The sequence below is a fragment of the Haemophilus parainfluenzae genome (assembly GCF_014931395.1).
Taxonomy (GTDB): domain Bacteria; phylum Pseudomonadota; class Gammaproteobacteria; order Enterobacterales; family Pasteurellaceae; genus Haemophilus_D.
The window spans coordinates 34551-57900 of sequence record NZ_CP063120.1 but is presented as its reverse complement, the minus strand read 5'-3'; the positions used below and the strand labels follow the sequence as shown (position 1 = coordinate 57900).

24 protein-coding genes are annotated in these 23350 nt (G+C 39.6%); 18 read left to right on the top strand and 6 right to left on the bottom strand.

What is annotated here, in order from left to right:
* Positions 1 to 45 precede the first annotated feature (45 nt).
* From INP94_RS00270 to ppdD, 4 genes are read right to left on the bottom strand one after another with little or no spacing between them, the layout of a single operon-like run.
* Positions 46 to 723: a prepilin peptidase gene (locus tag INP94_RS00270; protein WP_197543657.1), complete on the bottom strand. Its 678-nt coding sequence runs from the start codon at positions 721 to 723 to the stop codon at positions 46 to 48.
* Complete coding sequence (locus tag INP94_RS00265; protein WP_197543656.1) at positions 720 to 1943, bottom strand: type II secretion system F family protein; 1224 nt, start codon at positions 1941 to 1943, stop codon at positions 720 to 722. The genes INP94_RS00270 and INP94_RS00265 overlap by 4 nt, the downstream gene beginning before the upstream one ends.
* Positions 1944 to 1951: 8 nt before the next feature.
* Entirely contained in the window at positions 1952 to 3331 is a 1380-nt protein-coding gene (locus INP94_RS00260; RefSeq protein WP_197543655.1) for a GspE/PulE family protein, read from the bottom strand.
* 6 nt (positions 3332 to 3337) lie between these two features.
* Complete coding sequence (gene ppdD, locus INP94_RS00255) at positions 3338 to 3781, bottom strand: prepilin peptidase-dependent pilin (protein WP_005697917.1); 444 nt, start codon at positions 3779 to 3781, stop codon at positions 3338 to 3340.
* 142 nt (positions 3782 to 3923) lie between these two features.
* Here ppdD and ampD point away from each other — a divergent pair, with 142 nt between their 5' ends.
* The 6 genes from ampD to tadA all read left to right on the top strand — a co-directional run bounded on the left by ampD (position 3924) and on the right by tadA (position 8562).
* Positions 3924 to 4487, top strand: a complete 564-nt coding sequence (gene ampD / locus INP94_RS00250) for a 1,6-anhydro-N-acetylmuramyl-L-alanine amidase AmpD (RefSeq protein ID WP_049371639.1) — start codon at positions 3924 to 3926, stop codon at positions 4485 to 4487.
* Between the two features lie 485 nt (positions 4488 to 4972).
* Positions 4973 to 5566 carry an RNA pyrophosphohydrolase gene (gene rppH / locus INP94_RS00245; protein ID WP_049371640.1) on the top strand — a complete coding sequence of 198 codons (594 nt, stop codon included), beginning with the start codon at positions 4973 to 4975 and terminating at the stop codon, positions 5564 to 5566.
* A complete protein-coding gene (locus INP94_RS00240; RefSeq protein ID WP_049371641.1) occupies positions 5566 to 6360 on the top strand; it encodes a sulfite exporter TauE/SafE family protein in 795 nt (264 codons plus the stop codon). Before rppH ends, INP94_RS00240 begins: the two co-directional genes overlap by 1 nt.
* An 8-nt stretch (positions 6361 to 6368) precedes the next feature.
* Positions 6369 to 7175, top strand: a complete 807-nt coding sequence (lgt, locus tag INP94_RS00235) for a prolipoprotein diacylglyceryl transferase (protein ID WP_070582537.1) — start codon at positions 6369 to 6371, stop codon at positions 7173 to 7175.
* 13 nt (positions 7176 to 7188) lie between these two features.
* On the top strand, positions 7189 to 8040 hold the full coding sequence (locus tag INP94_RS00230) for a thymidylate synthase (RefSeq protein ID WP_049364941.1): 852 nt from the start codon (positions 7189 to 7191) through the stop codon (positions 8038 to 8040).
* 36 nt (positions 8041 to 8076) lie between these two features.
* Positions 8077 to 8562 carry a tRNA adenosine(34) deaminase TadA gene (gene tadA / locus INP94_RS00225; protein ID WP_049371643.1) on the top strand — a complete coding sequence of 162 codons (486 nt, stop codon included), beginning with the start codon at positions 8077 to 8079 and terminating at the stop codon, positions 8560 to 8562.
* A gap of 2 nt (positions 8563 to 8564) precedes the next feature.
* Here tadA and ung read toward each other — a convergent pair whose 3' ends face one another.
* Positions 8565 to 9224 carry a uracil-DNA glycosylase gene (gene ung / locus INP94_RS00220; RefSeq protein WP_049371644.1) on the bottom strand — a complete coding sequence of 220 codons (660 nt, stop codon included), beginning with the start codon at positions 9222 to 9224 and terminating at the stop codon, positions 8565 to 8567.
* A gap of 264 nt (positions 9225 to 9488) precedes the next feature.
* Here ung and grcA point away from each other — a divergent pair, with 264 nt between their 5' ends.
* The 8 genes from grcA to INP94_RS00180 all read left to right on the top strand — a co-directional run bounded on the left by grcA (position 9489) and on the right by INP94_RS00180 (position 16765).
* Positions 9489 to 9872, top strand: coding sequence for an autonomous glycyl radical cofactor GrcA (grcA, locus tag INP94_RS00215; protein ID WP_005697846.1), 384 nt, complete (start codon positions 9489 to 9491; stop codon positions 9870 to 9872).
* A 168-nt stretch (positions 9873 to 10040) separates the two neighbouring features.
* Positions 10041 to 11837, top strand: a complete 1797-nt coding sequence (lepA, locus tag INP94_RS00210; RefSeq protein ID WP_197543654.1) for a translation elongation factor 4 — start codon at positions 10041 to 10043, stop codon at positions 11835 to 11837.
* A 12-nt stretch (positions 11838 to 11849) separates the two neighbouring features.
* Complete coding sequence (gene lepB, locus INP94_RS00205; protein ID WP_197543653.1) at positions 11850 to 12899, top strand: signal peptidase I; 1050 nt, start codon at positions 11850 to 11852, stop codon at positions 12897 to 12899.
* A gap of 1 nt (position 12900) precedes the next feature.
* Positions 12901 to 13584, top strand: a complete 684-nt coding sequence (gene rnc, locus INP94_RS00200; RefSeq protein WP_197543652.1) for a ribonuclease III — start codon at positions 12901 to 12903, stop codon at positions 13582 to 13584.
* Complete coding sequence (era, locus tag INP94_RS00195) at positions 13581 to 14495, top strand: GTPase Era (RefSeq protein WP_197543651.1); 915 nt, start codon at positions 13581 to 13583, stop codon at positions 14493 to 14495. The genes rnc and era overlap by 4 nt, the downstream gene beginning before the upstream one ends.
* A gap of 78 nt (positions 14496 to 14573) precedes the next feature.
* On the top strand, positions 14574 to 15179 hold the full coding sequence (locus INP94_RS00190) for a CDP-alcohol phosphatidyltransferase family protein (protein WP_197543650.1): 606 nt from the start codon (positions 14574 to 14576) through the stop codon (positions 15177 to 15179).
* 11 nt (positions 15180 to 15190) lie between these two features.
* Positions 15191 to 15823: a lysophospholipid acyltransferase family protein gene (locus INP94_RS00185; protein WP_070776075.1), complete on the top strand. Its 633-nt coding sequence runs from the start codon at positions 15191 to 15193 to the stop codon at positions 15821 to 15823.
* A gap of 9 nt (positions 15824 to 15832) precedes the next feature.
* Positions 15833 to 16765 (top strand): phosphatidate cytidylyltransferase, encoded by a 933-nt coding sequence (locus tag INP94_RS00180; protein WP_180363119.1) that lies wholly within the window; start codon positions 15833 to 15835, stop codon positions 16763 to 16765.
* A gap of 50 nt (positions 16766 to 16815) precedes the next feature.
* Here INP94_RS00180 and INP94_RS00175 read toward each other — a convergent pair whose 3' ends face one another.
* The gene (locus INP94_RS00175; RefSeq protein WP_197543649.1) at positions 16816 to 18030 is read right to left on the bottom strand and encodes a pyridoxal phosphate-dependent aminotransferase; all 1215 of its coding nucleotides are present in this window, start codon (positions 18028 to 18030) and stop codon (positions 16816 to 16818) included.
* Between the two features lie 153 nt (positions 18031 to 18183).
* Between INP94_RS00175 and INP94_RS00170 the strand changes: the two genes are divergently transcribed.
* The 4 genes from INP94_RS00170 to INP94_RS00155 are packed head-to-tail and all read left to right on the top strand — an operon-like array spanning position 18184 to position 23337.
* A complete protein-coding gene (locus tag INP94_RS00170) occupies positions 18184 to 19464 on the top strand; it encodes an isochorismate synthase (protein ID WP_197543648.1) in 1281 nt (426 codons plus the stop codon).
* 5 nt (positions 19465 to 19469) lie between these two features.
* Positions 19470 to 21176, top strand: coding sequence for a 2-succinyl-5-enolpyruvyl-6-hydroxy-3-cyclohexene-1-carboxylic-acid synthase (gene menD / locus INP94_RS00165; RefSeq protein WP_197543647.1), 1707 nt, complete (start codon positions 19470 to 19472; stop codon positions 21174 to 21176).
* A gap of 47 nt (positions 21177 to 21223) precedes the next feature.
* A complete protein-coding gene (gene menH, locus INP94_RS00160) occupies positions 21224 to 21967 on the top strand; it encodes a 2-succinyl-6-hydroxy-2,4-cyclohexadiene-1-carboxylate synthase (RefSeq protein ID WP_197543646.1) in 744 nt (247 codons plus the stop codon).
* A 53-nt stretch (positions 21968 to 22020) separates the two neighbouring features.
* Positions 22021 to 23337, top strand: coding sequence for an MFS transporter (locus tag INP94_RS00155; protein ID WP_049363035.1), 1317 nt, complete (start codon positions 22021 to 22023; stop codon positions 23335 to 23337).
* The last annotated feature ends 13 nt before the right edge of the window (positions 23338 to 23350 follow it).

Genomic DNA, 23350 nt, shown 5'->3' with positions numbered 1-23350 from the left:
CACTTCTTAAACATAATATTTTTCAATGTTGCCAATATATTACATTTATAGGTTGATTGCACTGGTGATGATTAACGATAAGCAAAGAAAGGGCGCGAAAGGTAAAACGGGCTGACGAGAAATCCAATAACCTATGATGCCTAATAGACAGGCAATGAATAAGAAAAGTGGTAAGTGTGCGATGGTGAGATAAGCGCCTATTCCTAAAGCGAGCCAATAATCGCCACGGCCTAACGCTTCCTTCTTATAAAACCATTTAGACAAATGATAGATGATATAAAAAACACCGAAAAAACTAACCGCACTTTCTAAACTTTGAGAAAGCGTCAGAATTGAAAGTTTTTGATGTGCGCCGAATAAACCCAGGAAAAATAAAAACAGGCAAGGTGTAGGTGAAATCAGTTGATAGTGCCAGTCTAGCCAACTGATAACAAAGATGAGACTAAGCGTAATCGCGAGCCATAAAGTAAATAATTCATCCTGAAGAAAATAATAGAGTGCAGCAAAACAGAGTCCAAGCCCTAAAAAATAAAGGAAAATATGACCGCACTTTTGAGATTGAATCGCTGCTTTTTCGCTATGGAAAATGGGCCTGTTTTCAGGATACAGTTCGATATAGTTCTGATAAATTTCTTGTTGGAGATTAGGAATAAAACGAACGATATAAAGCCAAGCAAAGATGCCCGCTAAACCACCCAATAAGAAAAAGGCGAATGTCATCATTGGATTACCGAACCCATATTAAAAATTGGCAGATACATCCCCATCATTATGATACCAATTAAACTACCAATAATGAGCATCATTAATGGCTCTAAAAGTTGGGAAAGTAAATCAATTTGATGATTAAGCTTTTCTTGATAGTTGTCAGCAATATGGCGCAACATCAACGCAAGTTTTCCACTTTTTTCGCCAATTTGTAGCATTTGCTGCGCTTCCATTGGGAAAAGATGGCTACTGACGCTTTCTGAAAATGGATAACCTTGAGAAACCCACTGTAAAATTGACCGCACTTCTTGTTGTAGCAGGATATCGCCTTTTAAAGTACGTTGTGTTTGCCAGGTTTGCTGTTTGGGAAGAAAACTATTTAACGCAGGCGTTAAGGCTACACCGGATTGAAGCATTAATTGCAGATTATGGCTAAAACTGATTAAACGAGAAAGGCAAATGATATTGCCCCAAATTGGCATGCGACTAATCAACGCATTCTTTTTTTGATTCAGCCAAAGAGAATGTTTTAGTGCCATCTTTAGCATAAAAAGAGCGAAAATGCAGACAATCATCAAGGTGATAAAATGATGTTGTAGGAATTGAGACATGGCTAATAACACAGCAGTTAATGTAGGCAGTTCAGCGGAGTTTTCACCATACATTTCAGCAAATTGAGGTACAACGAAGAGTAATAAAATTAACGTAAGTGAAAGCGAAATACCTAATACCATGGCAGGATAAAGCATAATTTTTTGTAATTTGCGTTGAAGCGCTAATGATTGCGTTCGACGTTCTGCGATTTTAGTGCATACCTCCGCCAGTTTTCCTGTCATCTCTCCCACTTGAATAAGTTGAATTTCTTGAAAATTTAAATACTTTCCTTGTATTTCCAAGCTTTGTGAAAACGAAATGCCACTTTCAATTAATTCAATTAAGGCGCCAAGCCACTGATGCAATCCCAATTGCGTGCAGTTATCTTGCAAAATGTGCAATGCATTTTTTAATGGAATGGCAGAGCTGAGCAGAGTAGCTAGCTGATTTAATAAAGCACTGATTTCAGCATTTTTAGGTTTCTGATTAAGTTGCCAATCTTGTTGTAAGCGAATGTGGTTAAAACCTTTTGCAATTAACAGAAATTGTGCGGCTTGTTTAGATTGAGCAACAAGACTGCCTTTTTGCCATTGTTGTCGCTGATCATAGGCTTGAAAATAAAAGAGTTTTTGCTTTACCATAGTGATACCTATTTTTTACCTAACACGCGTTGAATTTCGATGAGATCGGTGATGCGATCTTTTACTTTTTCTAACGCACTTTGATAAAGTGACTCAAAATCAGTTTGGTAACGGTTATTTTCGCATTGTAAAAATTGATACACACCAATACGACCTCGATATCCTTGATGGCAATCGCAAGAATCACTAAAATGTTGGCCGCACTTTAAGCAACGTTTACGCACCAATCTTTGTGCGATAACTAACAAGAGACTATTTTCAATTTCGTGAGATTGAATACCTAGTTGTTGTAAGCGTGAAATAGCTGAGATGGCATCGTTGGTATGTAAGGTAGAAAGCACTAAATGGCCGGTTTGAGCGGCTCTTAATGCCATTAATGCACTTTCTTCATCTCGAATTTCACCAAGCATAATAATGTCGGGGTCTTGTCGTAAAAATGTACGAAGTAATCGACTAAAATCTAAACCGATTTGCGGATTTACTTGAGTTTGAATGATACCTTCTAATTCAATTTCAACGGGATCTTCTGCCGTCATAATATGTTTATCTGGCGTATTGAGCCATTGAAGTGCGGTATAAAGCGAGATGCTTTTTCCGCTTCCCGTTGGTCCAGTCACAAGAATTAAACCTTGCGGTTGGCTGAGGGCATGTTGAAATTGGATTTGTTGGTTTTGTGTCATGCCAAGTTCAGCAAAACTTAACTGAACAGGTTTATTTTGTTGTAATCGTAATACCGCTTTTTCTCCCCAATGCGTGGGCAAGGTAGAAAGGCGGAAATCTAAAATATCGGAGAATGTCGTTTTGAATTGAAAGCGGCCATCTTGTGGTAGCCGAGTTTCACTGATATCCAGTTTGGCTAAGAGTTTTAAACGAGAAATTACACGATTGGCGAGCGATTTACTGATTACCGGTTGTGGTTGGAGCACACCATCAATACGTAAACGAATTAAGAGCCCATTTGGCTGAGTTTCTAAATGAATATCGGAGGCATTTTTTTGTAGGGCTGTTTCAAAAATACCATTTAATAATTGAATAACGGGTTCATCTTCATTAGATAAATTAGCCGTGTTTTCGTCTTCTGAATGATGATAAAACGTGGTTTGCTCTTCTATTTGATTGGCTTTAGGTGCAAGGGATTGTAAAAGTTGTTTAAGTTGGGCCGTTTCAAATAAAATCGGTTCGACTAATTTTCCACTTAAAAAAGCAAAGGTTTCACAGGCGGCAAGATTATTGAGTGAATCCACTGCAAGCCATAAATGGTGTTCGTCTTCTTTAAGGGGGAGCGCAAAGTAACGCAACAGCAAAGCTTGTTGCTGTTGGTTTTGTTGCCAATATTGTGGCGAGATCTGATAAATCTCGCCATTTTTTGCGATTGCTTGATAAGCCATGTTTCGCTATTTGGTAGGAGAGCAGAAACCCGCAGGGAATAAATCCGCATTGCTTGGGCAAGCAGTTGTCCAGGTGACACCTGATGAGGTTGAGCCTGTCGCCGTTAAAGAATAACTGATCCCATCCAATGCCCCATTTCCTGTCACCGTAATCACACCCGATTTCGTGGTAATGGATTTAACATAGCCTTTTGCAGTAGTGATGTCTGCTGCAATGCCATTTGAACCACCTGAACAGTTTGTCGGGGCATTGGTGCTATAGACACATAACTCCACATCAGATTTATAAGGTGCCGAAGCTTGCAACAATTCGGAGATAGCCGCTTTTTTGGTATAATTTTGATAAGACGGAATGGCGATCGTCGCGAGAATAGCAATAATCGCAATCACGATCATCAATTCAATTAACGTAAAACCTTTATGTAAAGGTTTAGAAAAAGTCAGTTTCATTAAATTAAATTTCCTTTTGGTTGAATAAAAAAATGCCAGAATTGGCTGCAACATTGTGTAAAAGGGAAAAATGAAAGTAAAACTGACCGCACTTTTTTTGCGATCTTGATCGCAAAAATGAAATTTAATCGCAGAAAAACAGATGAATAAGATAAAAAATGGCTGGTTAAGCCAGGCAAGAAAAGTGATTTCACCACATTTTGATGAACGTCCTGATGTAGAGGATATTTCATTACTCGTCATTCATTACATCAGTTTACCACCAGAACAATTTGGTGGGGGATATGTAGATGACTTTTTCCAAGGTAAACTCGATCCAACCATCCATCCCTATTTTGAGGAAATTTATCAATTTCGCGTGTCTGCCCATTGTTTAATTGAACGGGATGGCAAGGTGACACAGTATGTTAGTTTCAATGATAGAGCATGGCATGCGGGGCTTTCTTGCTTTGAAGGACGCGATAAATGCAATGATTTTGCGATTGGGATTGAGCTAGAGGGCAGTAATGAACAACCTTTTACAGCGGAGCAATACCAAGTGCTTGCTGCATTAACACGAGATATTATGCAAGCTTACCCGAAAATAACGCTCGATCGTATCGTTGGGCATTGCGATATTTCGCCTGGTCGTAAGATCGATCCAGGTCAATATTTTGAATGGGAACGCTATTTAGCGTTAGTCAAAAAAGGCTTGGATGAAAAATAACCACTAAAATTTTTACTTGAATGTGAATAAGATGATTTCTGTGAATAAGCGTTATCTTTATGAAATTAAAGATAAAATTTTTCCTCAAAGCTCTATGGTAAAATGCTAAGAAGAGTTATGCAACAGTCACCATTTGCTCAATCACAATTTTATCCACAGAAATATTGAATAATTCACAGCTGTTATTTCTTCACCAAGCCAGGAATGTTTAAATTAAAAAATGGCTGAATTTTTGACCGCACTTTGATGAGAAAAAGTGCGGTCATTTTTTTTTGGAAAATTTTTGATTAAAGGTTATGCAAAAATGAAAAAAGTGAAGTGTGAAAAGCGGTTTTTAATTTTTATACACAGTTAAATTTAGACTATCCAAGTGTTACCCACAGAGTTATCCACAATAGGGTAAATATGCCCATTCGGTTGATAAAAAAGCGAATTTATGAAACAATCTGAAAATTATTTTTGTACAAAATTTAAGGTGAACGATAGTGATCGATTTTGATGGCTACCGTCCAAATGTAGGCATTGTCATTTGTAATCGCAAAGGGCAGGTGCTTTGGGCTAAACGATACGGGCAGAATTCATGGCAATTCCCACAAGGTGGAATTAACGATAATGAAAGTGCCGAACAAGCCATGTATCGTGAATTATATGAAGAGGTTGGTTTGCAACCCAAAGATGTGAAGGTGCTTTACGCGTCTAAACATTGGTTGCGTTATAAGCTGCCGAAAAGATTGCTGCGTTATGACAGCAAACCCGTGTGTATTGGGCAAAAACAACGTTGGTTTTTGTTGCAATTAGTGGGGGATGAAAAAAATATTAATATGAACACAACAAAATCACCAGAATTTGATGGTTGGCGTTGGGTAAGTTTTTGGTATCCCGTACGTCAGGTTGTGTCCTTTAAGAAAGATGTTTATCGCAAAGCGATGAAAGAGTTTGCCCAAGTAATGTTTGGCAACGAAAAAACATTGCCTGAAAATTCGCAAGAGCATGAGACAAATAAACCTTATCATGCGCCGCGTAAAAATGGTTCTTCTAAATATCAAAAACGTTCGTTTTATAAATCAAGGGGGCAATAATGCTCACTTTTATTTTACTTTGTTTGCTTGTCGGGTCTTTGGTTGGTTTTCTTGCCGGATTATTTGGCATTGGTGGTGGGTTAATTATCGTCCCTACCTTGGTTTATTTATTGCCGATGGTAGGCGTACCTGAACCCTTGCTGATGTCCACCGCATTAGGGACTTCATTTGCAACCATTGTGATTACTGGATTTTCTTCTGCACAGCGTCATCATAAACTAGGTAATATAGTCTGGAGTGCCGTGAAAGTATTGGCACCGATGGTGATGATCTCGGTCTTTATCTCTGGTTTGTTTATTGGCAAACTTGATCGTGATGTATCAGCCAAAATCTTTGCCTGTTTAGTCGTATATTTAGCGGCAAAAATGGTGATTTCTATTAAGAAAAACACAGGGAAAACTAAACCTTTAACAACACAAGCATCTGTTATCGGTGGTATTTTAATTGGGATGGCATCAAGTGCAGCTGGCGTTGGCGGTGGTGGTTTTATCGTGCCATTTTTAAATTCCCGCGGGATTGATATGAAAAAAGCCATCGGTTCTTCCGCTTTTTGTGGGGCACTTCTTGGTTTATCAGGTATGTTGAGTTTTATGGTGAGTGGCTGGGGCAATCCTGCCATGCCAGATTATTCCCTGGGTTATGTTTATTTGCCTGCCGTGCTTGGTATTACGGGCACTTCATTCTTCACTTCTAAACTAGGGGCAACAGCAACCTCCAAACTCCCTGTCCCAACCTTGAAAAAAGGCTTTGCTTTGCTATTAGTTGCGATCGCAGTTGATATGTTTATTAAATAAGGAATGTTATGAATTCAGAATTTTTGATGCTTCCGCATTTTGATCCGACTATTTTTACTTTTGGTAATAGCAATATAGGGCTGCGTTGGTATGGTTTAATGTATTTATTAGGCTTTATCTTTGCTCGTTGGCTAGCGGTTCGTCGTGCCAATCAACCAAATAGTGGTTGGACTGTGGATCAAGTGGATACGTTACTTTTTAATGGCTTTATGGGCGTGTTCTTAGGTGGTCGTATTGGGGATGTTTTCTTCTATAATTTTGATCATTTTGTGCAAGACCCGCTGTATTTATTTCGTGTTTGGGAAGGGGGAATGTCATTCCATGGTGGATTAATTGGGGTGATTATTTCAATGATTTGGACCTCTTATTCTCAAAAAAGAAGCTTCTGGCAGACGGCAGATTTTGTGGCACCCTTGATTCCATTTGGCTTAGGGATGGGACGAATTGGTAACTTCATCAATTTAGAACTTTGGGGACGAGAAACGGATGTCCCTTGGGCTATGATTTTCCCAAATGATCCATTGTTGTTGCCTCGCCATCCTTCACAGCTTTATGAGGCGTTCTTAGAAGGTTTCGTGCTGTTTATTATTCTGAATGTCTTTATTAAAAAGCCTCGTCCTGTAGGGTCGGTAGCTGGATTATTCCTGATTTGTTACGGGATTTTCCGTTTTATCGTTGAATATGTCCGTGAGCCTGAAGTGGAATCTTTCTTAGGCATCATGACTCGTGGACAAGCGCTTTGTTTGCCGATGATTATTGGTGGTGGGTTAATTATGGCATGGGCATACAATCGCTCTAAAAGTGCGGTTCATTAGTAAGGAGTTTTTTATGAAACAATATTTAGATCTTTGCCGACGAATTGTAAATGAGGGTGAGTGGGTTGCTAATGAGCGTACTGGTAAGCGTTGCCTTACAGTGATTAATGCGGATTTAGAATATGATGTTGCTAATAATCAATTCCCCTTAATTACCACGCGTAAAAGCTATTGGAAAGCGGCGATTGCGGAATTTTTAGGTTATATCCGTGGTTATGACAATGCGGCAGATTTCCGTAAGCTTGGCACCAAAACATGGGATGCCAATGCCAATGAAAATGCCGCTTGGCTTGCCAATCCACATCGTAAAGGCACCGATGATATGGGGCGCGTTTATGGTGTACAAGGCCGAGCATGGCGTAAACCGAATGGCGAAACCATCGATCAACTTCGTAAAATTGTGAACAATTTAAGTCGAGGTATTGATGATCGTGGTGAAATCCTGACTTTCTTTAATCCAGGCGAATTTGATTTGGGTTGTTTGCGTCCTTGTATGCACACTCACACATTTTCCTTAGTGGGCGATACACTGCACTTAACGAGCTATCAGCGTTCTTGTGATGTACCACTTGGCTTAAACTTCAATCAAATTCAAGTCTTTACTTTCCTTGCATTAATGGCGCAAATTACTGGTAATAAACCGGGCAAGGCATATCATAAAATTGTGAATGCACATATTTATGAAGACCAACTTGAGTTAATGCGTGATGTGCAATTAAAACGTGAACCATTCCCGTCACCACAATTAGAAATTAATCCTGATATTAAAACTCTTGAAGATCTTGAGACTTGGGTAACGATGGATGATTTCAAGGTGGTGGGTTATCAATCTCACGAACCAATCAAATATCCTTTCTCTGTTTAGGCATTCAAAGTGCGGTCAGATTTAGACGAGAAATTTATGCAACACGCTCTGATGCTTGCCGATCGTGCAGAAGCACTCGGCGAGATTCCTGTCGGGGCTGTGTTGGTGGACGATGAAGGAAATATTCTCGGTGAAGGCTGGAATTTATCTATCATTGAAAATGATCCGACCGCTCACGCTGAAATTGTCGCATTGCGTAATGCAGCACAACATATTCAAAATTATCGTCTGCTCAATACCACACTTTATGTCACCCTTGAGCCTTGTACTATGTGTGCGGGTGCGATTTTACATAGCCGAATTAAACGTTTAGTCTTCGGTGCATCAGATTATAAAACCGGGGCTGTAGGTTCTCGCTTTCATTTCTTTGATGATTATAAAATGAATCACACATTAGAAATTACCTCTGGCGTGTTGGCAGAAAAGTGCGGTCAGAAATTGAGTGATTTTTTTAAAAAAAGACGAGAGCAGAAAAAAGAAGAAAAGCGGGAAAAGAATCTCCCGCTTGATGTTGAGTCGTAATCTTAAACTTGCCAATCAATTTCACTTAAACCATTTTGTTTTAAATATTCGTTAGTTTTAGAAAAATGATGACATCCTAGAAAACCACGATGAGCAGAAAGTGGAGAAGGATGCGGGGCAGTTAAAACATAATGACGATTGCGATCAATAAATTGCCCTTTTTTCTGTGCATGACTTCCCCAAAGTAAAAATACTACTTTTTCACGATGTTCATTAAGTGCTGCAATCACTTGGTCTGTAAAAACTTCCCAACCAAATTTAGCGTGTGAATGTGCCATGCCACGTTCTACGGTCAGCACGGTATTCAGTAGCAGCACGCCTTGCTCCGCCCATTTCACTAAGTAGCCATGATTTGGCATGTGAAAACCTGGAATGTCGTTAACCAATTCTTTGTACATATTCAGTAGAGAAGGGGGAATTGCCACTTCAGGTTTCACCGAAAAAGCTAAACCGTGTGCTTGATTTGGACCATGGTAGGGATCCTGCCCTAAAATGACGACTTTTACTTTATCAAATGCCGTATACTTAAAGGCATTAAACACTTCGTCTTGCGGTGGGTAAATGGTTTTCCCCACGAGTCTCTCTTGATGAACTTGTTGTAGAATGTGTTTAAAGTAAGGTTTTTCTTTCTCTTGACCGATAACATCTGTCCAGGTTTTCATTCTGTATTTCCTTATTGGATAGGCTTAGAGACATTATAAATGAAATTGCTTAGAAAGGCTTTACTAAGAATAATGTTAATTTCTTGTTAAATCTTAAAGTATTGTGAGATCTTTTTACATCTAAAACCTTAATCTAGATCAATTTTCGAAAATTAGTCAGAGAAAAGAATCTGTTTTAGGTCAAAATTAATTGAATTCTTCAAATAGTTTGATAAAATTTGCACAGTTTAATAAATATACAACCGCCAAATTAGGAGGCACTTTATGATCAAAGGTATTCAAATTACTCAAGCAGCAAATGACAATCTTTTAAACTCATTCTGGTTATTAGACAGCGAAAAAAATGAAGCTCGTTGTTTATGTGCAAAAGCTGAATTCGCAGAAGACCAAGTAGTCGCAGTAAGTGAATTAGGCCAAATCGAATACCGTGAATTACCGGTAAACGTAGCACCAACTGTTAAAGTTGAAGGTGGTCAACACTTAAACGTAAACGTATTACGTCGTGAAACGTTAGAAGATGCAGTAAACAACCCGGATAAATACCCTCAATTAACTATCCGTGTTTCTGGTTACGCAGTACGTTTCAACTCTTTAACGCCAGAACAACAACGCGACGTTATTACTCGTACTTTCACTGAAAGCCTATAATTTCAGCTTGAATGAAAAAAGAAACCCCGAAGTAATTCGGGGTTTTGTTTTATCTAAAAGGTTTGAAAATTTGACCGCACTTTTCCCTTTCATCCCTAGCGATTTCTGCGCTTTTCAGGTACAATCCGCCAGTTAAATTTAATGATTTTTGAGAAAACTAATCTATTTATGAAGAATATTCGCAACTTTTCTATTATTGCCCATATTGACCACGGTAAATCGACCCTTTCTGACCGATTAATTCAGACCTGTGGGGGCCTTTCAGATCGTGAAATGGAAGCGCAAGTGTTGGATTCCATGGATCTTGAGCGTGAGCGCGGTATTACCATTAAAGCACAAAGTGTAACGTTAAATTATCAAGCGAAAGATGGTGAAACTTACCAATTAAACTTTATCGATACACCAGGACACGTAGACTTCTCTTATGAAGTGTCGCGTTCTCTTGCGGCTTGTGAAGGGGCATTGTTAGTTGTGGATGCGGGACAAGGCGTAGAAGCTCAAACCTTAGCAAACTGCTATACCGCCATTGAAATGGATTTAGAAGTCGTACCGATTTTGAATAAAATCGACTTACCGGCCGCAGATCCTGAACGTGTTGCAGAAGAAATTGAAGACATCGTGGGTATTGATGCGATGGAAGCGGTACGTTGTTCAGCTAAAACCGGAGTGGGTATCGAAGATGTATTAGAAGAAATTGTTGCGAAAATTCCCGCGCCAGAAGGTGATCCTGATGCACCGTTACAAGCATTGATTATTGACTCTTGGTTCGATAACTATTTAGGCGTGGTGTCATTAGTTCGTATTAAAAATGGCGTATTGCGTAAAGGCGATAAAATCAAAGTAATGTCCACTGGGCAAGCTTACAACGTCGATCGTCTAGGTATTTTCACGCCAAAACAACTGGATACGACTGTATTAAATACCGGCGAAGTAGGTTGGGTTGTTTGTGCGATTAAAGATATTTTAGGGGCACCAGTAGGGGATACCTTAACCCATCAGCACAATCCAGCAAGCCATGTATTGCCAGGCTTTAAGAAAGTAAAACCGCAGGTTTATGCTGGTTTATTCCCTGTTAGCTCTGACGATTATGAAGCTTTCCGTGATGCGTTGGGTAAATTAAGCCTAAATGATGCATCACTTTTCTATGAACCAGAAAACTCGACGGCTTTAGGTTTTGGTTTCCGTTGTGGCTTCTTGGGGCTTTTACACATGGAGATCATTCAAGAGCGTTTAGAGCGTGAATACGATCTTGATTTGATTACCACCGCACCAACGGTAATTTATGAAGTTGAAATGACCAATGGTGAAGTGGTTTATGTGGATAGCCCATCAAAACTGCCACCATTAAATAATATTGCGGAAATTCGTGAGCCGATTGCAGAGTGTAATATGCTCGTGCCACAAGAATTCTTAGGAAATGTCATCACCCTTTGTGTGGAAAAACGTGGCGTACAAACCAATATGGTGTATCACGGTAACCAAATTGCGTTAACCTATGAAATTCCAATGGGCGAAGTAGTCTTAGATTTCTTCGATCGCTTGAAATCAACATCGCGTGGTTATGCTTCTTTGGATTATGGTTTCAAACGTTTCCAAGCAGCTGACATGGTACGTGTGGATATCATGATCAATGGTGATCGTGTTGATGCGTTAGCATTAATTGTTCATAAGGATAATGCCCCTTACCGAGGTCGTGAATTGGTTGAGAAAATGCGTGAACTCATTCCACGTCAACAATTTGATATTGCCATCCAAGCCGCGATTGGTAACCATATTATTGCGCGTTCAACCGTAAAACAATTGCGTAAAAACGTATTAGCAAAATGTTATGGTGGTGACGTGAGCCGTAAGAAAAAACTCTTACAGAAACAGAAAGAAGGTAAAAAACGAATGAAATCTTTAGGTAACGTGGAAGTGCCGCAAGAAGCGTTTTTAGCGATCTTACATGTAGGTAAAGATAAATAGGAAAGTAGATCAATGTCGAATGTATTTTTTATTTTGTTGTTAGCTGTGGGCTTTGCTGGTTGGAAAGCGTTAGATTATTTCCAGCTGCCTAACACATTCAGTATTTTATTGCTGATTTTGACCGCACTTTCCGGCATTTTATGGTGTTATCACCGCTTTGCGGTGATGCCGAGACGCCGTCGTCAAATCGCACGCGCAGAACAACGTTCAGGCAAAGCGTTAACGGATGAAGAAAAAGCGAAAATTGAGCCAATTTCAGAAGGTTCAGAATTTATTTCTTCGCTTTTCCCTGTGTTATCCGTGGTATTCCTTGTACGTTCATTTATTTTTGAACCGTTTCAAATTCCATCAGGATCAATGCAAGCCACATTATATGTAGGGGATTTTATTGTCGTGAATAAATACACTTATGGCATCAAAGATCCTATTTTCCAAAATACGATTATTGAAGGCAATAAGCCTGAACGTGGAGATGTGATCGTGTTTAAAGCACCGGAGCAAGCGTTGCTTCATACGAGTTTAGGGGCAACCCGAGCAGCTTATGCGGAAAATCTTGCGTTAACATCTAAAGACAATATGTCTGGAGCAGATTATATTAAACGTATTGTAGGGAAAGGTGGTGACCGTATTATCCTTGATGTTGAAAAAAGTGCTTTAACGATTATTCATGGCAAAGATGGCAAACCTTGTGAAATAGACTGCCAAGCTAAAGTATTTGAATATAAACAAGAACCTACAAATCCAGCATTCCCAACGCAAGTGGAATATTTGGAAATTGGTGATGTGACACATAAGATTTTAGTCGAGCCAATGCGCCGTTATTCGGGGATTGAGTTCTATCCACAAGAAGGTTTACCTGCTGCAGAATGGATTGTGCCTGAGGGGCAATATTTTGTGATGGGCGATAACCGTGATCATAGTGATGACAGTCGATTTTGGGGATTTGTACCAGAAAAAAATATCGTAGGTAAAGCCACTTATATTTGGATGAGTTTAGAAAAAGAACCAAATGAGTGGCCTACAGGCTTCCGTTTTGATCGTTTCTTTACAAAAATTAATTAATATGAATCATTTAGATCGACTAGAACGAAAAATTGGTTATCAATTTTCCGATCTAAAAAATTTAAAATTGGCACTGACACACCGCAGTGCCTCCACTCAACATAATGAACGTCTCGAATTTCTAGGTGATTCGATTCTCAATTATGTCATTGCTGATGCGCTTTATCATCAATTCCCTCGTTGTAATGAAGGTGAACTTAGCAGAATGCGTGCTACATTAGTTCGTGAGCCGACCTTGGCGATAATTGCACGAAATTTTGAGCTTGGGGATTATATGTCCTTAGGTTCAGGTGAATTGAAAAGTGGTGGCTTTCGTCGTGAATCTATTTTGGCGGATTGTGTTGAAGCGATAATTGGCGCAATGGCATTAGATTCAAGCTTTGATAAAGCAGCAGATATTGTGCGTAGCTGGTATAAAACGTTACTCGCTGAAATTAAACCAGGTGATAACCAAAAAGATGCCAAAACGCGCTTGCAAGAGTATTTACAAGGTAAGCATTTTGCCTTACCAACCTATGAAGTAATCAAAATTGAAGGAGAAGCCCATTGCCAAACCTTCACCGTAGAATGTACAGTAAAAAATGTACCCAATATTAACCGCACTTTTATTGCGAAAGGTTCTAGCCGCCGTAAAGCAGAACAAGCGGTCGCAGAACAAATCTTAAAAACATTGGAAATTAAATGACCGAATTAAATCAAGAACAAGAGACCTATTGTGGCTTTATCGCTATCGTGGGTCGCCCAAATGTAGGGAAATCTACCCTATTAAATAAAATTTTAGGACAAAAAATCTCGATTACATCTCGCAAGGCGCAAACTACGCGTCACCGTATTGTGGGAATTAAAACGGAAGGTATCTGCCAAGAAATTTACGTCGATACGCCGGGACTTCATATTGAAGAAAAACGCGCGATTAACCGTTTAATGAACCGTGCAGCAAGCTCAGCAATCGGGGATGTGGATCTCATTATTTTTGTTGTAGATGGTACACATTGGAATGCCGATGATGAAATGGTGTTAAATAAATTACGTAATGCGAAAGCACCTGTCGTACTTGCCATCAACAAAGTTGATAATATTAAGAATAAAGATGATTTATTGCCATTTATTACCGATTTAGGCAGTAAGTTTAACTTTGCTCACATTGTGCCGATTTCTGCACAACGTGGTAATAATGTCCATCAATTAGAGAAAATTGTTCGTCAATCATTACGTAAAGGTGTTCATCACTTCCCTGAAGATTATGTAACGGACCGTTCACAGCGTTTTATGGCGTCAGAAATTATTCGTGAAAAATTAATGCGTTTCACAGGGGAAGAGCTACCTTATTCGGTAACGGTTGAAATTGAACAATTTAAAGTAAATGAGCGTGGTACTTATGAAATTAATGGCTTGATTTTAGTTGAACGCGAAGGCCAAAAGAAAATGGTTATTGGGGCTCAAGGGCAAAAAATTAAAACCATTGGTATGGAAGCGCGCGCTGACATGGAACGCTTATTTGATAATAAAGTACACCTTGAACTTTGGGTAAAAGTGAAGTCCGGTTGGGCGGATGATGAACGCGCCTTAAGAAGTTTAGGTTATATGGATGAATAAAAAACTTGAGCAATACTCTATACTATTCTATTATTAGCGAAATTTTTATGTTTACTAATAAAAACAAGGAGATGGTAGATGAGTATCTATGCCTTAAAACCCAAATTTCAAAATTTACTTCGGCCTTTAGTTAGGCAATTAGCAGCAAAAGGCGTAACAGCAAATCAAGTTACGCTGATTGCCTGCTTACTTTCTATTTTATTAGGTGTGGTTCTCGCACTATTTCCGACATTTTCCTCTCTTTTCTTTCTTATTCCTATTTGGTTGTTTTTACGTATGGCGTTGAATGCCATTGATGGCATGCTCGCACGTGAATTTAATCAAAAAAGTCGATTAGGCGGCTATCTTAATGAGATCACTGATGTCGTTTCAGATGCGGCACTTTATCTTCCTTTTGCTTTTGTCGCGCCTTTTGATGGTATTCAAATCTCAAGTATTATTTGGCTTGCGGCGTTGAGTGAGTTATGTGGCATCTTGGGACAGGTTCAAGGCAAAACGCGTCGTTATGATGGCCCAATGGGTAAAAGTGATCGTGCATTCGTATTTGGTGTACTCGGTTTACTTTATGCTGTTAATGGTAGCTTGCATTCGTTTTTCTGGTGGGTAGCCAATATTGTGATTATCTTGCTTATTGTGACTTGTATTAAGCGAGTAAAAAATGGTTTAGCCGAAGTGACGGAATAATAGGAGCAAATATGTTTGCGAGATTAATAGATTTTTTATTGTGTCGTTTTGCTTCTTTTATTACAGGCGTTCGACCACAAGCCGCAATTGCGGAACAATCTTCAGAAGGGCATCGTGTCTATTTTGCCAATCATAATAGTCATGGGGATTTTATCTTACTTTGGATTTCATTGCCTTATGAAGTAAGAAAACAAACTCGCCCTGTTGCAGGCAAAGATTATTGGACGAAAGGCGCAATTCGTCGCTTTTTAGCCTATAAAGTATTTAATATGTTACTGATTGAACGTAATAGCCAAGATCCAAAAGCTGCCATACGACAAATGAGTGAAGCATTAGTCAATGACTCCCTGATTATTTTTCCTGAAGGAACTCGTAAGGTGGATGATGATTTACCACTTCAGCCGTTTAAAAGTGGGTTGTTTTATTTAGCAAAAGAAAATTCTGATTGTGAGTTTGTACCCGTTTGGATTAGTAATATGAATAATGTTTTACCAAAAGGCTTTATTTTACCGATACCATTGTTATGTGATCTTTATGTGGGCGAGCCATTAAAGATTGGGACAGATGAAACTAAAGAGGTGTTTCTGACACGTGCTCAATCGGCATTATTAAGTTTAAACGTCAGTGAAAAAGGCAAATCTTAGGAGCAAATGATGACAGAAATATGGCAACTCTTCGGTGGTTTATTTATCGCTTTAATTTTTGCTTCCTCAGTGGGATATATTTTAAAACGCAGATCGGGTGTGGATACACCGAATAGCGTTATTGATAACCTGAATGCACGCATCAATGCTTGGTGGGTGATGATTGGGATTATCTTTATTGCGAGTTTATTGGGCTTTTATGGCGTAATTGGGCTCTTTTTGATTATTTCATTTATGGGATTGCGTGAGTTTCTTTCTCTATTGAATATTCGTCGAGGCGATCATCTTGCGCTAGCCGCTTGTTTTTATGTGATCTTGCCATTGCAATATTTTTTAGTCGCCATTGATTGGTTTAGCATGTTCACCATTTTCATTCCCGTATATGGCTTCTTATTTTTACCTATTCTGTCGGCATTACTCGGCGATCCGGCGCATTTCTTAGATCGTTCAACGAAAATTCAGTGGGCATTGATGATTAGTGTATTCTGTATTTCACATATCCCCGCTTTATTGACCCTTGATATCTCTGGTTATGAAGGAAAAAATCTTTTATTAATGATCTTCTTAATCTTGGTAGTACAGTCTAGCGATGTGTTACAATACGTTTGGGGTAAACTTTTCGGTAAACGCAAAATTGCGCCAACCTTATCGCCATCTAAAACGGTAGAAGGGTTTGTTGGTGGGGTATTAAGCGCAAGTTTATTAGGGATGTTGCTTCATTGGATGACACCATTTAATGCATGGCAAGCCTTTTTAATGAGTCTGTTAATTTGCTTAATGGGATTCTTAGGGGGACTTGTGATGTCAGCAATGAAACGCAGTATGGGCGTGAAAGACTGGGGGAATATGATCAGTGGCCATGGCGGGATTTTAGACCGAATGGATTCACTGTGTTTCTCCGCACCTATTTTCTTCCATGTCGTGCGCTATTTCTGGGCATAGTTATAAATCATGAAATAAAAAAAGAGCGGTTAATTAACCGCTCTTTTTTATTATTGACGATAAGTCTCTAAGAATCGTGCCAATTTGCCAATTGCCTCTTCTAATTGGCCGGTATAAGGAAGTGTTACCACTCGGAAGTGATCCGGTGAATGCCAATTAAAGCCTTTACCATGCACGAGAAGTACTTTCTCTTTACGTAATAAATCGAGCACAAATTTTTCATCACTATGAATGTTGAATTTTTGGATATCGAGTTTCGGGAACATATACATCGCTCCCATTGGTTTTACGCAGCTAATACCCGGGATTTGAGTCAGTAACTCATAGGCTTTATTGCGTTGTTCCAGCAAACGACCGCCCGGTTGAACAAATTCATTAATACTTTGATAGCCACCTAATGCGGTTTGAATGGCGTGTTGCATTGGTACGTTTGCACATAAACGCATAGACGCCAACATATCCAAGCCTTCAATATAGCCTTTAGCATGTTGTTTTGGCCCATTTAAAATCATCCAACCTTGACGGAAACCCGCAACACGATACGCTTTTGATAAACCATTGAATGTAATGGTTAATACATCTGGTGCAAGAGCAGCAATATGATGGTGGATAGCACCGTCGTAGAGAATCTTGTCATAAATTTCATCAGCAAAAATAATCAGATTATTTTCACGTGCAACTTGGATAATTTCTTCGAGTAACTCTTTGCTATAAACCGCACCTGTCGGGTTGTTCGGGTTGATTACTACGATAGCTTTGGTTTTGGCATTGACTTTCGCGCGAATATCATCAATAGCAGGGAACCAACCCGCTTCTTCATCACATAAATAATGTACTGCTTTTCCGCCCGCTAACGTCACAGCCGCGGTCCATAATGGATAGTCAGGCATTGGGACCAATACTTCATCACCATCATTGAGAAGTGCTTGCATGGACATGGTAATCAATTCAGATACACCATTTCCGATGTACACATCGTTTACTGTCGCATCATGAATACCTTTCGATTGATAGTATTGCACGATAGCCTTACGTGCCGAATATAACCCTTTGGAATCGCAATAACCTTGTGCAGAGGGTAGGTTGCGGATAACATCAACTAAAATTTCATCAGGTGCTTCAAAACCAAATGGGGCCGGGTTGCCGATATTAAGTTTTAAAATTTTATTGCCTTCTTCTTCTAGGCGTAAAGCTTCTTTGTGAACCGGTCCACGAATATCGTAGCAAACGTGTTCTAATTTGTCTGATTTCGGAAAAGATCTCATTAGTAACATCCTATGATAATTAGATTTTCATTCAAAAATTACGTCTAATTTACGCTTAAATTCTTATCTTGAAAAGATTTAATAAAAAAATTTTTTGAATGTATTAAAGTGCGGTAGAATATTGGCTAATTTTTTTGTGTTTTATTATTTTTCATGGGCCCTTTAGAACAAGCTAAATCTGAGCTAATTCGCCAGTTTGAAACCTTGGCGACAACTGATCAGCAACCCGCTATTGTACGTCTTCAAACGAAGATGAAATTGGGTGTTGATCTTTTGGCATGGATAAAGGGGCAACTTGTTTATCCACAATTTTATTTACGTTTTCGTGATGAAGCTAAAACCGTCGCAGCGGTGGGGAAAGTGCGGTCATTTTCAGATGTGAATTTGGCACAGCAATTTATCCAAGAACACGATTTCCCTTTAGTCGGTGGTTTACAGTTTCAAGGTGAAAGCCAGTTTATTTTGCCTCAAGTTTTAATTGAACAACAACATGGAGAGACTGAGGTTTCAGTTTTTGTTGAAACAAATGAGCTTGATTCAGCAAAAGCGGTATTGAATTCATTCGAAAAAACGACCGCACTTTTATCACTTAATCAATTAACCATCGAAAGCATGGTGCCAAAAGCAAACCAAGAAACGTGGTGTGACTGGGTCAATCAAGCACTCGCTCGCATTCGACAAGGTGAATTAACCAAGCTTGTGTTAGCAAATGAAACCGTGTTTGGTCTTCAGAGGAAGTTAAACGGAAAAGATTTTCTTGCCGCAAGCCAAGCAAAAAATAGTGGTTGTTACCATTTTTTATGGGCAGATAATGCTGAACAATGTTTTGTAGGTTCGACGCCTGAACGTTTATTTGCGCGAGATGATCGTCAGTTATTTACGGAAGCGCTTGCGGGGACCGCGCCTGTTAGTGATAATCCGAGTGAAAATGATGAACGCGCGAATTGGTTATTAAATGATGAAAAAAACCTCAATGAAAACTGGTTAGTAGTTAAAGATATTTCACAAAATATCAGTCACTTAGTGGAACAAATTACCGTTGACGATGTCGCATTAAAGTCATTACGCAAAGTGCAGCATTTGATTCGAAAAATGCAAGCAAAATTGACCGCACTTTGTACGGATGCCGATTTACTGAAGGCGATTCATCCAACGGCCGCAGTGTCAGGTTTACCACAGCAACAAGCGAAGAAAGCTTTAGCTGAAATAGAAACCTTTGATCGTCGTTGGTATGCTGGAACATTAGGTGTGATGAGTCAACATCTCTCAGAATTTTGTGTCACCATTCGTTCGGCTTTTATTGAAGAAAACCAAGTACGTGTATTTGCTGGTGCCGGTATTGTGGAAGGCTCACAACCTGTAGAAGAGTGGTTAGAAATTGAACGTAAAGCGGCAGGGCTCATTTCCCTGTTTGCAGAGAATAACGGAGAATAAGAAGAATGTCTGTAAGCGTATTTAATCGTTGTTGGTCAAAGGTGATCTTAGAAACTTTGGTTCGCCAAGGTGTGAGTCACTTTTGTATTGCGCCTGGTTCACGCTCAACACCTTTAACGCTAGAAGCTGTGCGTTTACAAAATGCTTCTCGTGCAACATGCCATGGTCACTTTGATGAACGTGGTTTAGGCTTTTTTGCGTTAGGGATTGCAAAATCTACTCAAGCACCTGTTGCCGTGATTGTCACCTCGGGTACCGCAGCAGCCAATTTATATCCTGCAATTATTGAAGCTCGTCAAACAGGCGTGAATTTAATTATTCTTACCGCTGATCGTCCACCTGAATTGTGGGAATGTGGGGCGAATCAAGCTATCGTGCAACAAAATATGTTTGCCGATTACCCCGTTGCAAGTGTCAATCTACCGAAACCTCAGGCAGATTATGCAGCAAAATGGTTAATTTCTACGTTAGAACAAGCTTGTTATAAACAAAAACAACAACCAGGCGTGGTGCATATCAATGTGCCTTTTGCAGAGCCACTTTATAATGCCCAAGAGCAAGAAATTGACGGTCATCCGTGGTTAATGCCAATTCAACGTTGGTTAAGCCAGCCGAAAAATTGGGTTGATCATCAACCATTACAGCAAGAAGTGTTAATGCACGAGAATTGGGATACTTGGCGTACGAAACGTGGTGTGATTGTGGCAGGGCAATTAACGCCTGAACAAGCAATGGGTATTAACTCATGGGCAAATACCATGGGTTGGATTTTGCTTACGGATATTCAATCAGGTGTAGAACCTCTCATGCCTTATGCGGATATTTGGCTGGCAAACCAAACAGTGAAGCAAAAATTACTTCAAGCTGATATCGTGATTCAATTTGGTTCTCGTTTTATCAGTAAACGTATTAACCAATTCTTAGCGGAATTCCAAGGTGAATTTTGGGTGGTGGAGCAAAGTCAAAATGCAGTTGATCCAAACCACCATACGCAAACTCGCTTTAATGCAAAAGCACATCATTGGTTGCGAGCACATCCGCCATTGCGTCAAAAGCCTTGGTTGCTCGAACCTCTGGCACTTTCAAAATTCTGTGCAACCTTTATCGAACAACAAGTCGGTGGCAATCTTAATGAAGCCTCATTAGCACATCATATTGAGCGTGTTTTACCTTACAACGGTATTTTGTTCTTAGGAAACAGTCTTTTTGTGCGTTTGGTTGATGCGTTAACTAAATTACCTGAAGGGTATCCGATTTTCACCAATCGTGGTGCAAGTGGGATTGACGGCTTATTAGCAACAGCTGCAGGTATCGGTATCGGTGCCGATCAACCAGTGGTAGCAATGATTGGCGATACGTCCACACTTTATGATTTGAACTCTTTAGCCTTATTTAAGAATGTCACTCAACCGACCATTATTTTTGTGATTAACAATAATGGTGGCGCAATCTTTGATATGTTGCCGGTGGATGAAGAGGTGAAAGAGCAGTTCTATCGCTTGCCACATAATGGTGATTTCTCTCAAGTCGCCGCAATGTTTGGTTTAAAATATGCCTTACCTTACACTTGGGCAGATTTAAGCTCAGTGTTAAAACAAGCTTATACTCGCCGCCGTGCGACATTAATTGAAATCAAAACAAACCCAAGTGATGGCAGCGCAACCTATAAGCGCTTGATTGAACAAATCAGCCACGCGGTTATTGGTGAATAATTTCTTTCCCCTCTTATATAGAGGGGATTTCTTTATATGGCATTATTATGATGAATCTTGTTTTTCTTCATGGCTTACTTGGTACAAAATCAGACTGGCAAAAAGTCATCGAAAATCTACCGCACTTTCGTTGTCTCTCTCTCGATTTACCGTTTCATGGAGAGAATAAAGCTGTAGCGGTTGAAGATTTTGAGCAAACGGCTCAATTTCTTGAAAGCCAAATACAAAGCCTCATAAAAGATGAACCTTATATCCTTATCGGTTACTCACTTGGTGGGCGAATTGCACAATATTATGCATTGCAGGCTCAAGTGCAAAGAGGCAATTTACAAGCAGTGATTTTAGAAGGGGCGAATTTAGGTTTGCAGTCAGAGCAAGAAAAACAAAGCCGTTTAGTTAATGACAAAATGTGGGCGGAGCGTTTTTTCCATGAAAACCCTGAAACCGTGTTAGAAGATTGGTATAAACAGCCTGTCTTTTCCCATTTAAATGAACAGCAACGTAAGGCATTAATTGAAAAGCGAAAAGTCAATTGTGGTGCAAATATTGGTCATATGTTATTAGCCACTAGTCTTGCCAAACAGCCTGATTTTCGAGAGAAAGTGCGGTCAAGTTTGCTGCCATTTTTTTATTTTTGTGGTGAACGAGATCAGAAGTTTCGTCAAATGGCAGAGGATAATCAACTTCATTTAACGATTATTCCTAATGCTGGTCATAATGCACATTTAGAAAACCCGACATATTTTGCTGAAAAAATCGAAAATATCGTATTAAAAATTGCTCAACCTTAAGGGAAATGCTAGGATTTAGCCCTTTCATTTTATTTGACTCTTAAGGAAGCAAAATGTCCTCACAACTTCGTAATGATCCACTTAAGGTTGCTTTAGCATCTATGGTGGGTACCGCAATTGAATTTTTCGATTATTATATCTATGCCGCTGCGGCAGTATTAGTTTTTAACACGCAATTCTTCCATAGTGGCGATCCGCTTTCAGATGATTTGCTTTCTCTTTCGACACTAGCTTTAGCGTTCTTTGCTCGTCCAATTGGCTCAGCTTTATTTGGGCACTTTGGTGATAAGATTGGTCGTAAGAAAACCTTGGTCGCCTCTTTGGTTTTAATGGGCGGATCTACGGTCGTTATCGGTTTATTGCCGACTTATTCTCAAATTGGTATTTGGGCCCCGATTTTGTTATGTATTTGCCGAGTCGGTCAAGGTATTGGTCTTGGTGGTGAATGGGGCGGTGCTGCTTTAGTAGCAACAGAAAATGCGCCAGAAGGAAAACGTGCTTGGTATGGTACATTCCCTCAATTAGGTGCGCCAATAGGTTTATTTGTGGCTAATGCGACCTTCTTCTTAGTGAGCTATTTCTGGGGCCAACAAGCCCTTGTTGAGTGGGCATGGCGTATCCCGTTTGTTTCTTCTTTAGCCTTAGTTTTAGTTGGGTTGTATGTTCGTTTAACTTTACATGAAAGCCATGTATTTGTTGAAGCGGAAGAAAAAGGGAAAAAATTAAAAGCACCGGTGAGTGTGGTTTTCACAAAACACTTTAAACCAATGGTGATTGGTACATTTATCATGGTGGCAACCTATTCCTTGTTCTATATTATGACCGCCTTTGCTCAAGCGTATTCTCGTACACCGGCAACCCTTTCAGAAGCGGGCTATCCTATGGGGTTAGGCATTCCTGCCAATACCTTCACGGGATTACTTTTAATGAGTGCGATCGTTTTTGCGATTTTTATCAGTATTTCAGGTCTTTATGCAGATAAAATCGGTCGTCGCAAATGGTTAATTTGGACAACGGTCAGCATTTTAATTTTTGCATTATGTATGCCATTATTCCTTGGAAACGGTACACCAGCTTCTGTATTTGCTTTCCTAGTAATTGGTATGGCATTAATGGGCATGACATTTGGCCCAATGGCGGCGTTATTACCTGAATTATTCCCAACGGAAGTACGTTATTCTGGTGCTTCTTTAGCTTACAACATTGCATCGATTATCGGGGCAACCATTGCAGCAATGATTTCATTAAAAATCAATGCGCTTTATGGCTTAATGGGCGTGGGGATTTATTTAGCCATTAATGCATTCTTAACCTTGTTAGCATTATTAGCCTCAAAAGAAACGAAAAACGTCGATTTAACGCAAATCTAGTGACAAATCGATG

Bases quoted from the DNA above. Each gene is read 5' to 3' on its own strand.
- INP94_RS00270 (WP_197543657.1), bottom strand. From the start codon at position 723: ATGATGACATTCGCCTTTTTCTTATTGGGTGGTTTAGCGGGCATCTTT.
- INP94_RS00265 (WP_197543656.1), bottom strand. From the start codon at position 1,943: ATGGTAAAGCAAAAACTCTTTTATTTTCAAGCCTATGATCAGCGACAA.
- INP94_RS00260 (WP_197543655.1), bottom strand. From the start codon at position 3,331: ATGGCTTATCAAGCAATCGCAAAAAATGGCGAGATTTATCAGATCTCG.
- ppdD (WP_005697917.1), bottom strand. From the start codon at position 3,781: ATGAAACTGACTTTTTCTAAACCTTTACATAAAGGTTTTACGTTAATT.
- ampD (WP_049371639.1), top strand. From the start codon at position 3,924: ATGAATAAGATAAAAAATGGCTGGTTAAGCCAGGCAAGAAAAGTGATT.
- INP94_RS00240 (WP_049371641.1), top strand. From the start codon at position 5,566: ATGCTCACTTTTATTTTACTTTGTTTGCTTGTCGGGTCTTTGGTTGGT.
- lgt (WP_070582537.1), top strand. From the start codon at position 6,369: ATGAATTCAGAATTTTTGATGCTTCCGCATTTTGATCCGACTATTTTT.
- INP94_RS00230 (WP_049364941.1), top strand. From the start codon at position 7,189: ATGAAACAATATTTAGATCTTTGCCGACGAATTGTAAATGAGGGTGAG.
- tadA (WP_049371643.1), top strand. From the start codon at position 8,077: ATGCAACACGCTCTGATGCTTGCCGATCGTGCAGAAGCACTCGGCGAG.
- ung (WP_049371644.1), bottom strand. From the start codon at position 9,224: ATGAAAACCTGGACAGATGTTATCGGTCAAGAGAAAGAAAAACCTTAC.
- grcA (WP_005697846.1), top strand. From the start codon at position 9,489: ATGATCAAAGGTATTCAAATTACTCAAGCAGCAAATGACAATCTTTTA.
- lepA (WP_197543654.1), top strand. From the start codon at position 10,041: ATGAAGAATATTCGCAACTTTTCTATTATTGCCCATATTGACCACGGT.
- lepB (WP_197543653.1), top strand. From the start codon at position 11,850: ATGTCGAATGTATTTTTTATTTTGTTGTTAGCTGTGGGCTTTGCTGGT.
- rnc (WP_197543652.1), top strand. From the start codon at position 12,901: ATGAATCATTTAGATCGACTAGAACGAAAAATTGGTTATCAATTTTCC.
- era (WP_197543651.1), top strand. From the start codon at position 13,581: ATGACCGAATTAAATCAAGAACAAGAGACCTATTGTGGCTTTATCGCT.
- INP94_RS00190 (WP_197543650.1), top strand. From the start codon at position 14,574: ATGAGTATCTATGCCTTAAAACCCAAATTTCAAAATTTACTTCGGCCT.
- INP94_RS00185 (WP_070776075.1), top strand. From the start codon at position 15,191: ATGTTTGCGAGATTAATAGATTTTTTATTGTGTCGTTTTGCTTCTTTT.
- INP94_RS00180 (WP_180363119.1), top strand. From the start codon at position 15,833: ATGACAGAAATATGGCAACTCTTCGGTGGTTTATTTATCGCTTTAATT.
- INP94_RS00175 (WP_197543649.1), bottom strand. From the start codon at position 18,030: ATGAGATCTTTTCCGAAATCAGACAAATTAGAACACGTTTGCTACGAT.
- INP94_RS00170 (WP_197543648.1), top strand. From the start codon at position 18,184: ATGGGCCCTTTAGAACAAGCTAAATCTGAGCTAATTCGCCAGTTTGAA.
- menD (WP_197543647.1), top strand. From the start codon at position 19,470: ATGTCTGTAAGCGTATTTAATCGTTGTTGGTCAAAGGTGATCTTAGAA.
- menH (WP_197543646.1), top strand. From the start codon at position 21,224: ATGATGAATCTTGTTTTTCTTCATGGCTTACTTGGTACAAAATCAGAC.
- INP94_RS00155 (WP_049363035.1), top strand. From the start codon at position 22,021: ATGTCCTCACAACTTCGTAATGATCCACTTAAGGTTGCTTTAGCATCT.